The following is an 11,636-nucleotide window of genomic DNA, read 5'->3' as shown; positions in this document are numbered from 1 at the left end:
TTATTTAGGCAGCAGCACCTTGTCGATCACATGGATCACGCCATTGGATTGGTAGACATCGGGGATGGTGACGGTGGCGGTGCCGCCTTTCTCGTCCGTCAGCATGATCTTGGAGCCCTGGCTCTTGGCCACCAAGGTGCCGCCGCTGACGGTCTTGATGCTGGCCATGCCCTTGCCGTCTTTGATCATCTTGCTGATCGCGGCTGCATCCCACTTGCCGGGGACGACGTGGTAGGTCAGCACGGTGGTCAGCATGGCCTTGTTCTCGGGCTTGAGCAGGTTGTCTACCGTGCCGGCGGGCAGGGCCGCAAAGGCGGCGTTGGTGGGGGCAAACACGGTGAAGGGGCCTGGGCCCTTGAGGGTCTCTACCAGGCCTGCAGCCTTGACTGCTGCCACCAGGGTGGTGTGGTCCTTGGAGTTGACGGCGTTGTCGATGATGTCCTTGGTAGGCAGCATGGGCGCGCCGCCCACCATCACGTCTTTGGCGATCGCTGCCATGGATGTGCTTGCCACCATGAAAGCCATGCCGTAAGAGACCAGTTTGCGGGTACTTTGGATCGAGGCCATGAGATGCTCCTTGCGTGTGGATGTTCAGCCGAAAAACGTTGCGGCTGTTTGGAATACGCAGCGGGCGGCGCACTGGATTCAACAAATAGGAAGACGCTTGTAAAGAAGGGGAGCAAGGGAGCGATGCAGGCAGCGCAAAAAAAATTTTGCATCCACTGCATCCATACCGGCAGCTGGCGACTAGTACCACTAACAGCACATCAAAGAGCGCTGTTTTCACTCTCGTCCTGTCCCCCTAACTAGGAGAACTCGTATGTTGACCTCTCGCACAGCTCCCCGTATCGCCGCCATCGCCACCGCCGTGGCTTCCATTGGCCTGCTGACCGCCTGCGGCTCGATGCAGAAAAAGGAGATGGCTTTCTCGCAGGCATCGCTGCCAGCGACCATCCAGGTGCCCGCTGGCCACAAGGTGGCCTGGGAAACGGTGGGCTCGGGTGACATCACCTACGAATGCCGCGACAAGGCCAATGCCCCCGGCCAGACCGAGTGGGTGTTTGTGGGCCCGGATGCGGTGCTGAAGGACCGCGCTGGCAAGTCGGTAGGCCGCTACTACGGCCCGCCCGCCACCTGGGAAGCGAATGACGGCTCCAAGCTGACGGCAACGCAGCTGGCCGTGGCGCCATCGGGTGAGGGCAACCTGCCGTACCAGCTGGTGAAGGCCAACCCTGCAATGGGCAGCGGCGCGCTGGTGGGTGTAAGCCATATCCAACGTGTGGCTTTGAAGGGCGGCGTGGCACCGGCTGACAAGCCTTGCACCACGGCGCAAAAGGGCCAGAAGGCCGTGGTGAAGTACCAGGCTGATTACATCTTCTGGAAGCCAGTTTAAGTCTCTGTTGTAAGTTTCTGTTTTATAGCGGCTACACTCGAAGAAGGATTTCCTCCCCTTCCTTCTTCGTGGATCGCCTTCATGCCGCCAGCCGCTTTTGTGACCGACGACAGTTTTGACCATGCCTTGGCGCTGCAAGCTTGTGCGCGGGGTGACCGCCACGCGTTGCAGCGCATCTATGAGCAAGAGGGCCGCTACCTGCTGGGTGTGGCGCTGCGCATAGTGCGCAACCGTGCGGCGGCCGAGGATGTGCTGCACGATGCCTTTGTGTCGATCTGGAGCAAGGCCAACAGTTTTGACGCGGCACGGGGTGCGGCTAGAGGCTGGATCTATAGCATTGTTCGGCACGCCGCATTGAACCGGGTGCGCAGCAGCGCCCGCGAAACGGCGCTGGATGAGCCGACTGCCGCAGCGCATGAAGCCAACGCCGCGATGGCCGCCTGGCAGGAAGAGGGCGATGCGCTGAGCCGCCAGGCGCAACTGGGCCGACTGGGCCAGTGCCTGGAAGGGCTGGAGCCGCAGCGCCGTGAATGCCTGCTGCATGCCTATGTGGATGGCTGCAGCCACAGTGAGATTGCAGCGCGGGTGCAGGCCCCGCTGGGAACCGTCAAAGCCTGGATACAGCGGGGCCTGCGCGCCCTGCGGGAATGCATGCAATGAGCGCCGATACCCCCAATACCTTGCCGCCCGATGGCGACAGCCCCGACGACCTGCAGACCCTGGCCGGCCAGTATGTGCTGGGCACGCAGGATGCCGCGCAACGCCGCGCGATCGAAGAGCGCCTGCCGCAGGATGCTGCGCTGCGCGCCGCCGTGGATGCCTGGGAGCAGCGCCTGCAACCCTTGACCCGCCTGGCTCCGCCGCAAGAGCCAAGCCTGGGCCTGTGGCCGCGCATCACCGCCAGCCTGTGGCCAGCGGCCGAGCCGCAGCGCGCCGCCGCAGCGCCGCGCCGTTGGTGGGATTGGGACAGCCTGGCGCTATGGCGTGGCCTGGCCGGCAGCGGTTTTGCGGCTGCTGCGGTGCTGGCCGGCGTGCTGGTGCTGGGCCCCGCCCCCGCACCTGGCCCGGCCCGCTACTTTGTGGTGCTGGCCGCACCGCAAAGCCAGGCCCCTGGCTGGCTGGTGCAGGCCCAGGCCGCCGACCGGCTGCGCTTGGTGCCGCTGGGCAGCGATGTGGTGCCGGCTGAGAAATCCTTGCAGTTCTGGACGAAGGCCGATGGCTGGAGCGCCCCGGTGTCGCTGGGCCTCGTCAAACCGGGTGAAGCCATTGAGGTACCCGTGGACAAGCTGCCGCCGTTGCAGCCCAACCAGCTGTTTGAGCTGACCTTGGAGCCCGCAGGCGGATCGCCGATTGGCAAGCCGACGGGGCCGATTCAGTTCATTGGCCGGGCGGTGCAGATTTAGAGCCACTAACACAACCCTTGATACGTCGTTGCCAAGCCTTGTCGTACTCCTGTACTGCCTGCGGCTTGACGCCTAGTCTCAACCGCAAACCTTCGGTTTGCTGGGTCGTGTTAGCGGCTCTTAGCCGTTGCCGCCAAACAGCAAGGGGCCCGTTCATGGAACGGGCCCCTTTGTTTTGGTGGCTGTGATTCAGCCCGAAGGCCGCGATCCGCTTTAGTGGTTGTTCGCGCCTCGGTGCGCCCATGCGGTAGTGCGCTTTTCTACCAAGCTGAACAGCTCATACATCACCATCGCCATCGCACCCACCACCAACAGGCCCGCAAAGGCCAGGCCCATTTGCATCGATGAGCCGGCGGAGATCAGCAGGTAGCCAATGCCTTCGTTGGCGGCGGTCATCTCGGACACGGTGGTGCCGACAAAGGCCAGAGTGATGGCGACCTTGAGCGAGCCGTAGAAGTAGGGCAGCGAGCGGGGCAGGCCGACCTTTATCAACACATCCCAGCGCTTGGCGCCGAGCACGCGCAAGACGTCTTCCAACTCGGGCTCCAAGGTCGCCAGGCCGGTGGCGATGTTGACCATGATGGGGAAGAAGCTGATCAGGAACGCGGTGAGGATGGCCGGGCCAATACCGATGCCAAACCAGACCACGAGGATGGGCACAAAGGCGGCCTTGGGCAGTGCGTTGAAGGCGGTCATCAGCGGGTAGACGGCGGCATAGGCCAGGCGCGAGCTGCCAATCAAAAAGCCCAGCAACACACCGACAACGATGGCTACGCCAAAGCCGGCCATCGTCACCCAAAAGGTGCGCCAGGCGTGCGCGGCGATGACGGTGTGGAACTCCAGAAACTGCTGCCAGATGAGCAAGGGGCTGGGGAAGATGAACTCCGACACCTGGAAGGCCGAGCAGATGATTTGCCAGAGGAGGACCACGGCGGCCAGCAGCAGCCAGGGCGACCAGCGTTCGAGCTTGGGGTTGTTGAGCTTGTACATAGAGTGGGGCCTTGGCGCTTACTGGTTGATCACGGTGCCGGTCTTGCGCATGGCGCCGATGTGGCCGCGCAGCTCATGCACGATGTCGCTGAACTCCTTGGTATAGGTCAGCTCCAGATCGCGCGGGCGGGGGATGTCGATATCGCGGCGCACCACAAAGCGGCCGGGGCTCTTGCTCATCACATAGATGGAGTCGGCCAGGAACACGGATTCGCGCAGGTCATGCGTGACGAGGATGACGTTGAACTGCTGCTCGGCATGCAGATCGCGCAGGATGCACCAAAGCTCTTCGCGGGTGAATGCATCGAGGGCGCCAAAGGGCTCGTCGAGCAGCAGCATCTTGGGCTCATGGATCAGCGCGCGGCAGATGCTGGCGCGCTGCTGCATGCCGCCTGACAGCTCCCAGGGGAACTTGTCCTCATAACCCGCCAGGCCGACCTTTTGCAGCAGGCGGCGGGCCCGCTCCTCGTACTCCTGGCGCCGGGCCTTGAACTGGCTGCGGTGGGGCTCGACGATCTCCAGCGGCAGCAGTACGTTGTCGACTGTGGTGCGCCAGGGCAAGAGGGATGGCGACTGGAAGGCCATGCCCGATATCTTGAGCGGGCCGGTGACGGGCTGGCCATCGATGCGGATCTTGCCGATGCTGGGCATGCGCAGGCCGGTGGCCAGCTTCATGAAGGTGGATTTGCCGCAGCCCGAGGGGCCGACGATGGCGATGAACTCGCCACGGCGCACTTGCAGGTCAATGGCTTCGACGGCGAACTGGTTCTTGGCCTGCAACTCGTCGTTGTAAGCCAGCCAGACATCGCGAAACTCGACAAAGGCAGGGTCTTGGAGGGAGGCCGTCATAGGGTGCAATCGTCTTCAAAAGGGCAGGGCGCAAGCAGCGCCCTGCAGGCGGCGGGATCAGCGCTTGGGGAGGATGTCCAGCTCGGCAGCGCTGGGCAGAAAGCTGCCGTTCCAGACCGCTTGGGCGGGCACGGGGTTCTTGGTTTCGTAGGCCTTGGCCACCTGCTCGGCCATCAAGCCCAGGCGCTCGCTGCGCAGCTGGCCAAAACCTTCTTCACGCGCGCCCTTGCTGTCGATGGCGGTGTCGATGGTGAGCTTGAGGCGTTTCACCTCCAGCGGCACATTGACCAGGCCATCCTTGGCCTTGAGCGAAGCAATGGCGGCCTGCGGATCGGCAATCGCCTCCTTGGCGCCTTTCGCAAACGCCTTGAGGAAGGCACGCACGGCTTCGGGCTTCTCGGCGATCAGCTTGGGGCTGGCGATGATGACATTGCCGTAGAGCTGCACGCCATGGGTGGCATAGGGCAGCACGACCACGTCCTCGGCCTTGATGCCGCGCGCCTCCAGGTTGAGCAGGCTGGTGAAGGTGTAGCCGGTGACAGCATCCAGATCGCCGCGCACCAGCATGGTTTCGCGCAGCGGTGGGTCCATCGTGGTCCACTGCACGGCGCCCACGCCATTGGCCTGCGCAAAGATCGGGAAGGTGCGGCGGCCAGCATCAAAAATCGGCGCGCCCATCTTCTTACCAGTCAGGTCGCTGGCCTTGGTGATGCCGGATTTTTTCAGCGCCATCACCGATGCGGGCGTGGTGTTGTAGATCACCATGATGGCCACGGGCTTGATCGGCGCATCGGGGTTGTTGGCATGGAACTCCATCAGCGCAGCCAGGTCGGCAAAGCCCAGGTCATGCGTGCCCGAGGCCACGCGCTGGATCGCGCCGGCGCCGCTGGCCGCTTCCACCGTCACATCCAGACCGGCCTGCTTGAAGTAGCCCTTTTGCTCGGGGTGCACAAAGAGGGCGGCCGGGCCTTCAAAGCGCCAGTCGAGCTGGAACTTGAGTGGCGTCAGCGGCTGGGCCAGGGCGTTGCAGGTGCTGGCGGCGGCTAGCAGGGCCAGGGATGCGTGGAGGAAGCTGCGTTTTTTCACGGGATGGTCTCGTCAGGTGGTGGGGGCAAAGGGGGTGGAGAAGGCTAGGGATGGCTTACTTTTTGGGGAGCACATCCAGCACGGCGGCGGGCGGCAGAAAGCTGCCGTTCCAGACGTCTTCGGCCTTGACACGGGTCTTGGTGCCATAGGCGTCGGAGACCTGGGCGGCCATCAGGCTCAGGCGGCTGCTGTCCAGGCGGCCAAAGCCTTCCTTGCGGGCATCGGCGCTGTTGATGACGGTGTCGATCGCCAGCTGCAGGCGGCGCGTCTCCAGCGCCACATTGGCGATGCCATCGCGCGCCTTGACGGACTGGATCGCCTGGGCCGGGTTGGCGATCACGCCCTTGGCGCCCTGGGCAAAGGCGGTCAGGAACTTCTTGATCGCCTCGGGCCGCTCCTGGATCATCTTGGGGCTGGCGATGATCACGTTGCCGTAGAGCTTGACGCCATAGTCGGCGTACTGCATCACCACCACATCGCTGGCCTTGGCGCCACGTGCCTCCAGGTTCAACAGGCTGGTAAAGGTAAAGCCGGTGATGGCATCGACATCGCCGCGCACCAGCATGGTTTCGCGCAGCGGCGGGTCCATAGCGGTCCAGGTCACGTTGCCCACGCCATTGGCCTTTTCAAAAATCGGATAGGCCTTGCGGCCGGCATCGAACACCGGCGCACCCAGCTTCTTGCCAGCCAGGTCTGCCGGGGTCTTGATGCCCGATTTTTTGAGCGCCATCACCGAGGCCGGCGTGTTGTTGTAGACCACCATGACCGCGACCGGCTTGTTGGGCGCATCGGGGTTGTTGGCATGGAACTCCATCACCGAGGCCAGGTCGGCAAAACCCATGTCGTAGGTGCCTGATGCCACGCGCTGCACTGCACCGCCGGAGCCATTGCCAGCATCCACCGTCACATCCAGCCCCTGCGCTTTGAACAGCCCTTGCGCGACCGGCTGCAAGAAGAAGGCGGCGGGCCCCTCAAAGCGCCAATCGAGCTGGAACTTGATGGGCGTATCTGCCGCCTGGGCAGCACCCCGGGAAAGGGCCAGAGCGGCGACGGTGGTCTTCAGAAAACTGCGCTTGTGCATGGGGGTCCTCCGATGTTGCATACAAGGTCGTTTGCAAGATCGGTGCCAGCTTGTAAGCCGTCTACTGGCGGGCTTGATTGCACCAGGCTGGTGCAAATGCGGGGAGGAAAATATAGATTCGTGCACGCGCTGATGCATAGCCGCGCATCTGCTTGGTGCATCTTGTATACCTGTTAGTCGGCTTCTTGTATGGCAGCCATTAAGGCATGGCAATTGCAAGCAAAATGGGCCATTCAGACGATGAGAAAGCGCCCATGACCGAGATCGACTTTGCCCAGCTGGGCACCTATGAACGCTACAAGCTGATGGCCAGCCTGATCGTGCCTCGCCCGATTGCGCTGGTGACGACCCTGGGCGCAGACGGCACCATCAACGCCGCGCCTTTCAGCATGTTCAACATGATGGGTGAGGACCCACCCGTGGTGATGTTGAGCGTGAACAAGCTGCAGGACGCCGCGCAAAAAGACACTGCCACCAACATCCTGCGCGACAAGGAGTTTGTGGTCCACATCGCCGACGAGACCATGGCCGCCGCCATGCACCGCTGCGGCGACCGCCTGGCCCCGCACGAAAGCGAGCTGGACCACACGGGCTTAACCGCAACTCCTTCTCAGAGCGTGCGCCCCCCACGCATCGTGCAAGCCCCCGTGGCCTTCGAATGCGTGCTGCACGAAACCCTGGAAACCGCCAGCCGCTACGTCTTCATCGGCCGGGTGCAATGGCTGGCCGTGCGCGATGGCCTGGTCGACACCGAAAAATGGCGGGTGCGGCTGCAGGAGTTCTTCCCCGTCGGCCGCTTTGGCGCGAGCTTTTATATCAACTGCCGGGAGCGCTTTGCGATTGAGGCGGGAGAAGGCTTGGCTGCCGCACAGGCTGGGGAGGGGAGTACGGCGATTGATGAGATGTGAGGGGAGCTACCGGCGCGGGGGATTGCTAGGGTGCGGGAGTTGCTAGATCTCTAGAACTCCTGCACAAACAGAACCTCGCGCTGGATGCGGGACACCTCGGCCTCATGGAAGGGGAAGACATGGTAGCCGCAGTGTTCCGTGAACACCGCAATCGCGAACTTCTGCGCATTGACTACATGGAATGCGTATTCGAACTGAACAAACGAGCCGTCCATCAGCTTGATGTGCAGGCTTTCGTTTGATGGAAAGTCTGCTGCCCCCAGACCTTTTTGCCGAATTTCATCAACAGAGCGTCCAAGGACTAGGGCCAGGTCTTCAGCCCATTCAGCCACCAGCTGTTGGGCCAAGCGCGGTACAGGATGCATGTCATTCCTCGGGTTGGGGGATGCGGGGGATTCCGCTGAAGCGCATTGGGGCGTGGATCCTAGCTACAGGAAGCGTCACAGCCAAGTCCTTGCTTGGCACCCGTGCGGCCCAATGGGAACCCCACCCCTCAAGGCAGATTCTCCCTGAAACTATCTGGCATCGCACGATGTCCGGCACCGTCATTGGTCCATCCTCAAACTTGGCGTGTTCTGCCCGTCCAATGCATGGGATGCGCAGACCGGCTGCATAGAGGCAGCTTTTTCCAAAGACTAACAACGTGACGCAACGCCGAACCTGCGGTGTGCAGTGCAGAACATTCGCGGGGGGGAGGTGTACGCATCGGCATGGCGGCGCTGGCATGGTCTTTTGCGTCGGACGTGCAGATCTTCCCGTGCTCCGATGAAAGGCAAATTCCCCCTATTTTGTGCACGCAGGAAAAGTTGAAGATATCAAGCATCTGGTTTCATTTGTCAACTTGTTTGAGAATTTTCATTGGAGAATGACAAGATATTTTTTCATCAGGATTGATGAGTAGGCTCTTGTCGCTGGGATAAAAGTAGTTTAAAGTTTCAACTACTTTTGGATTTCAGGGAGTTCTCATGGCGAATCGGATCACCCGCTTGCTGGGTATACGGCACCCCATCGTGCAGGCGGGTATGAGCTGGGCCTCATCGAATGCAGCGCTGCCAGCGGCGGTCTCCAACGCGGGGGGATTGGGGGTGCTGGCGGCAGGCCCGCTGCGCCTGGAGGACTTTATCCGCACCCTCGATGCACTGGCTGGCGCGACTGACAAGCCCTACGCGGTGAACATCCCCTTGTACCGACCCCAGGTGGCGGAGATTCTGGACGCGATGGTGGCGCGCAAGGTGCCGGTGGTGATTGCCTCGCAAGGGGGCCCCAAGGCGCACCTGCCGCGTTTTCGGGACTATGGCGCTGTGTGGATTCAGGTGGTATCGACCTTGGAGCATGCCAAGAAGGCCGAGGCTGCAGGCGTGGACGCGCTGGTGGTGGTGGGCGGTGAAGCCGGTGGCCATCCGCCTGCCAATGAGGTGAGCACGCTGGTGACGGTCCGCCGTGTGCTGCAGGAGGTGTCGATTCCAGTGATTGCCGGTGGCGGTGTGGCCGATGGTTGGGGTATTGCGGCCTTGCTCGCGCTGGGTGCCGATGCCGTGCAGTTGGGCACACGCTTCTTGCTGACGGATGAAGCGGCTGTGCATGACAACTACAAGGCTGCGGTGCTGGCGGCCGATGTGCACGACACGGCCTTGATCGGGCGCGGAAGCCTTCCGGTGCGGGGCTTGCGCAATGCCTTTGCCCAGGCCATTTTTGATGCCGAACGTGACCAGCTGGCGCAGGACGACTACGACGCCTTGTTCAAAAAGAGCTCGCTCAAGCAAGCGGCGCTGGACGGGGATATCGAATGGGGCAAGGTCGAACTGGGGCAGTCGGCCGGCCTGGTCTCGCAGATCCAACCCGCAGCGCATGTGATGGCGCAACTGGTGCAGGAATTGGCGCAGGCCAGCGCCCGCCTGGCGGGCATGGACCTGGCCGCCCACAACCAATTTGACAACCAACCGCTCTGATTCGCTATGCAACATCTCCTGATTGAAGACCGTGGTGCCGTCCGCATCCTCACGTTGAACCGCCCCGAAAAGCACAATGCGCTCAACACCGTGCTGACTCAAGAATTGCTCGACAGCCTGCGCGCAGCCGACCGTGATCCTGCTGTCCATGCTGTGGTGCTGACGGGGGCGGGCAAGTCGTTTTGCGCCGGTGCCGACACCACCGAGTTTTCTGCACTCACCCCCGAAGACCCGCAGGCGGTGACTACCCGCGCTGATCTGACGACGGCCTTGCATCTGGTGTTCTCGCAGATGAACAAGCCGGTGATCTCGGCCGTGCGTGGCAATGCGCTGGGCGGCGGGGCGGGCCTGGCGATTGCCTGCGATCTGGCGGTGATGTCGGAGACGGTGCGCTTTGGGTATCCAGAGCTCAAGCACGGCATCGTCGCTGCGGTGGTCATGGCCAATCTGGTGCGCCAGGTGGGGCGCAAGCAGGCTTTTGAGTTGGTGGCGCTGGCCGAGCCGCTGGATGGCCCGGGGGCCAAGGCCATGGGCTTGTGCAACCGCGTGGTGCCTGATGCGCAGGTGCTGGAGACCGCCTTGCAAATGGCGCACACCATTGCAGGCTGGAGCCCGGTGGCCATGGCCACGACCAAGCGCAGCTTTCACCGGGTTGCCGATCTGGCCCTGGGGCCCGCGTTGGAAGTGGGGCGCGACGCCAATGTGATGATGCGCGGTTTTCGCAAAGCGAAGGAGGCCTGAGCATGCGTCCTCTTGAAGGCATCACCATTCTGGATCTGTCGCGGGTGCTCGCCTGTCCCTTCGCATCAATGATTCTTGCGGAGCTGGGCGCGGAGGTCATCAAGGTTGAACAGCCCGGCGCCGGGGACGAGACGCGCTCCTTCGAGCCCAAGATGCAAGGCGAGGGCGGCGATGTCTCAGCCTACTACCTGGCATTCAACCGCAGCAAGCAGTCGGTGACGGTGAACCTGCGCTCCGAGCAAGGCCAGGCGGTGGTGCGCCAACTGGCTGCGCAGGCCGATGTGGTGCTGGAGAACTTTCCCGTCGGCAACCTGCGCAAATATGGGCTGGACTACCCCTCGCTGCGTGCCGTCAACGACCAGCTGGTGTACGTGAGCTGCACCGGCTTTGGCATGACCGGGCCCTACGCCCAGCGCAAGGGCTACGACACGGTGTTCCAGGCCATGGCCGGCATCATGAGCCTGACGGGGGAGCGCGGTGGCGGTCCGGTCAAGCCTGGCTTGCCGGTGGCCGACCTGAGCTCCGGGCTGTGGGTGGCGATTGCAGTGCTGACGGCGCTGACGGGGCGCGCCAAGTCTGGCAAGGGGAGCCATGTGGACTTTTCGATGTTTGACGGCCAGGTGGGCTTGCTGTCGCTAGCCGCTGCACGCTGGTTTGCGCTGGGCGAGGTGCCCGAGCGGCTGGGCACGGAGCACCCCGGGCGTATCCCTTCTGCGGCCTTTGTCTGCGGCGATGGCAAATGGGTGCAGATCACCGGCAGCGACCAGCACTGGGCGCCGCTGTGCAACCTGCTGGGCCTGGAAGCCTGGGCGACTGACACCGCACTTGCCAAGAACGCGGAGCGCATGGCGCGCCGCGAGGAGGTGATGGCGGGCCTGCAGGCAGCCATTGCGCGGCTGGACCGCGATGAGCTGTGCCGCCGCTGCGATGCAGTGGGAGTGCCAGCCGGCCCCATCTTGCAAGTCGATGAGGTGCTGAGCAATGCGCATGTCGCCGCGCGCGGCATGGTGGTGGAGTACCCACATCCGCAGATTGGCAGCTTCCGTGGCCTGCGCATTCCTTTCCGTTTTGACGGGTTTGACGACCCTGAGGTTCAGCGCCCCCCGCTGCTTGGCGAGCACACCGACGAGGTGCTGCGCGAGCGCTTGGCGATGAGTGTGGACGAGATACAGCGATTGCGGGCAGAAGGCGCGATCTGAGTCTCAGCCTGGTAACTATGTGACATCAAAAAATCAA

13 protein-coding genes are annotated in these 11,636 nt (G+C 62.9%); 7 read left to right on the top strand and 6 right to left on the bottom strand.

The genetic code is table 11. From position 1 onward, the window contains the following. Positions 1 to 567 carry a fasciclin domain-containing protein gene (locus EDF71_RS01200; RefSeq protein ID WP_133854805.1) on the bottom strand — a complete coding sequence of 189 codons (567 nt, stop codon included), beginning with the start codon at positions 565 to 567 and terminating at the stop codon, positions 1 to 3. 253 nt (positions 568 to 820) lie between these two features. Here EDF71_RS01200 and EDF71_RS01195 point away from each other — a divergent pair, with 253 nt between their 5' ends. From EDF71_RS01195 to EDF71_RS01185, 3 genes are all read left to right on the top strand, one after another. Next, positions 821 to 1,393, top strand: coding sequence for a DUF3455 domain-containing protein (locus EDF71_RS01195; RefSeq protein ID WP_133854804.1), 573 nt, complete (start codon positions 821 to 823; stop codon positions 1,391 to 1,393). An 81-nt stretch (positions 1,394 to 1,474) separates the two neighbouring features. Beyond that, positions 1,475 to 2,053, top strand: coding sequence for a sigma-70 family RNA polymerase sigma factor (locus EDF71_RS01190; protein ID WP_133854803.1), 579 nt, complete (start codon positions 1,475 to 1,477; stop codon positions 2,051 to 2,053). Beyond that, entirely contained in the window at positions 2,050 to 2,796 is a 747-nt protein-coding gene (locus EDF71_RS01185) for an anti-sigma factor (protein WP_133854802.1), read from the top strand. Before EDF71_RS01190 ends, EDF71_RS01185 begins: the two co-directional genes overlap by 4 nt. 213 nt (positions 2,797 to 3,009) lie before the next feature. Here the strand turns inward: EDF71_RS01185 and EDF71_RS01180 are convergent, their stop codons facing one another. Genes EDF71_RS01180 through EDF71_RS01165 form a run of 4 tightly spaced genes read right to left on the bottom strand, consistent with a single transcriptional unit; the run spans position 3,010 to position 6,802 of the window. Next, on the bottom strand, positions 3,010 to 3,786 hold the full coding sequence (locus EDF71_RS01180; protein ID WP_133854801.1) for an ABC transporter permease: 777 nt from the start codon (positions 3,784 to 3,786) through the stop codon (positions 3,010 to 3,012). 18 nt (positions 3,787 to 3,804) lie between these two features. Next, positions 3,805 to 4,635 carry an ABC transporter ATP-binding protein gene (locus tag EDF71_RS01175; RefSeq protein WP_021027056.1) on the bottom strand — a complete coding sequence of 277 codons (831 nt, stop codon included), beginning with the start codon at positions 4,633 to 4,635 and terminating at the stop codon, positions 3,805 to 3,807. Between the two features lie 57 nt (positions 4,636 to 4,692). Continuing rightward, positions 4,693 to 5,721, bottom strand: coding sequence for an ABC transporter substrate-binding protein (locus EDF71_RS01170; RefSeq protein ID WP_133854800.1), 1,029 nt, complete (start codon positions 5,719 to 5,721; stop codon positions 4,693 to 4,695). A gap of 55 nt (positions 5,722 to 5,776) precedes the next feature. Beyond that, positions 5,777 to 6,802, bottom strand: coding sequence for an ABC transporter substrate-binding protein (locus EDF71_RS01165; protein WP_133854799.1), 1,026 nt, complete (start codon positions 6,800 to 6,802; stop codon positions 5,777 to 5,779). Between the two features lie 254 nt (positions 6,803 to 7,056). On the opposite strand from EDF71_RS01165, the gene EDF71_RS01160 reads away from it, so the two are divergent. Then, a complete protein-coding gene (locus EDF71_RS01160; protein WP_133854798.1) occupies positions 7,057 to 7,710 on the top strand; it encodes a flavin reductase family protein in 654 nt (217 codons plus the stop codon). A 50-nt stretch (positions 7,711 to 7,760) separates the two neighbouring features. Here EDF71_RS01160 and EDF71_RS01155 read toward each other — a convergent pair whose 3' ends face one another. Next, positions 7,761 to 8,075 (bottom strand): hypothetical protein, encoded by a 315-nt coding sequence (locus EDF71_RS01155; RefSeq protein WP_133854797.1) that lies wholly within the window; start codon positions 8,073 to 8,075, stop codon positions 7,761 to 7,763. Between the two features lie 600 nt (positions 8,076 to 8,675). Here EDF71_RS01155 and EDF71_RS01150 point away from each other — a divergent pair. The 3 genes from EDF71_RS01150 to EDF71_RS01140 are packed head-to-tail and all read left to right on the top strand — an operon-like array spanning position 8,676 to position 11,599. Then, positions 8,676 to 9,659 (top strand): nitronate monooxygenase, encoded by a 984-nt coding sequence (locus EDF71_RS01150; protein WP_133854796.1) that lies wholly within the window; start codon positions 8,676 to 8,678, stop codon positions 9,657 to 9,659. A gap of 6 nt (positions 9,660 to 9,665) precedes the next feature. Beyond that, positions 9,666 to 10,400, top strand: a complete 735-nt coding sequence (locus tag EDF71_RS01145; protein WP_133854795.1) for an enoyl-CoA hydratase/isomerase family protein — start codon at positions 9,666 to 9,668, stop codon at positions 10,398 to 10,400. A gap of 2 nt (positions 10,401 to 10,402) precedes the next feature. Further along, positions 10,403 to 11,599 carry a CaiB/BaiF CoA-transferase family protein gene (locus EDF71_RS01140; protein ID WP_133854794.1) on the top strand — a complete coding sequence of 399 codons (1,197 nt, stop codon included), beginning with the start codon at positions 10,403 to 10,405 and terminating at the stop codon, positions 11,597 to 11,599. The last annotated feature ends 37 nt before the right edge of the window (positions 11,600 to 11,636 follow it).

Source organism: Comamonas sp. JUb58, from assembly GCF_004364775.1.
Lineage (GTDB): Bacteria > Pseudomonadota > Gammaproteobacteria > Burkholderiales > Burkholderiaceae_C > Comamonas.
The sequence above is the reverse complement of the archived record's forward strand: the minus strand, read 5'-3'. Positions and strand labels throughout refer to the sequence as shown.

Excerpts from the sequence above, each read along its gene's own strand:
- EDF71_RS01200 (WP_133854805.1), bottom strand. The coding sequence starts at position 567 with ATGGCCTCGATCCAAAGTACCCGCAAACTGGTCTCTTACGGCATGGCT.
- EDF71_RS01195 (WP_133854804.1), top strand. The coding sequence starts at position 821 with ATGTTGACCTCTCGCACAGCTCCCCGTATCGCCGCCATCGCCACCGCC.
- EDF71_RS01190 (WP_133854803.1), top strand. The coding sequence starts at position 1,475 with ATGCCGCCAGCCGCTTTTGTGACCGACGACAGTTTTGACCATGCCTTG.
- EDF71_RS01185 (WP_133854802.1), top strand. The coding sequence starts at position 2,050 with ATGAGCGCCGATACCCCCAATACCTTGCCGCCCGATGGCGACAGCCCC.
- EDF71_RS01180 (WP_133854801.1), bottom strand. The coding sequence starts at position 3,786 with ATGTACAAGCTCAACAACCCCAAGCTCGAACGCTGGTCGCCCTGGCTG.
- EDF71_RS01175 (WP_021027056.1), bottom strand. The coding sequence starts at position 4,635 with ATGACGGCCTCCCTCCAAGACCCTGCCTTTGTCGAGTTTCGCGATGTC.
- EDF71_RS01165 (WP_133854799.1), bottom strand. The coding sequence starts at position 6,802 with ATGCACAAGCGCAGTTTTCTGAAGACCACCGTCGCCGCTCTGGCCCTT.
- EDF71_RS01160 (WP_133854798.1), top strand. The coding sequence starts at position 7,057 with ATGACCGAGATCGACTTTGCCCAGCTGGGCACCTATGAACGCTACAAG.
- EDF71_RS01155 (WP_133854797.1), bottom strand. The coding sequence starts at position 8,075 with ATGCATCCTGTACCGCGCTTGGCCCAACAGCTGGTGGCTGAATGGGCT.
- EDF71_RS01150 (WP_133854796.1), top strand. The coding sequence starts at position 8,676 with ATGGCGAATCGGATCACCCGCTTGCTGGGTATACGGCACCCCATCGTG.
- EDF71_RS01145 (WP_133854795.1), top strand. The coding sequence starts at position 9,666 with ATGCAACATCTCCTGATTGAAGACCGTGGTGCCGTCCGCATCCTCACG.
- EDF71_RS01140 (WP_133854794.1), top strand. The coding sequence starts at position 10,403 with ATGCGTCCTCTTGAAGGCATCACCATTCTGGATCTGTCGCGGGTGCTC.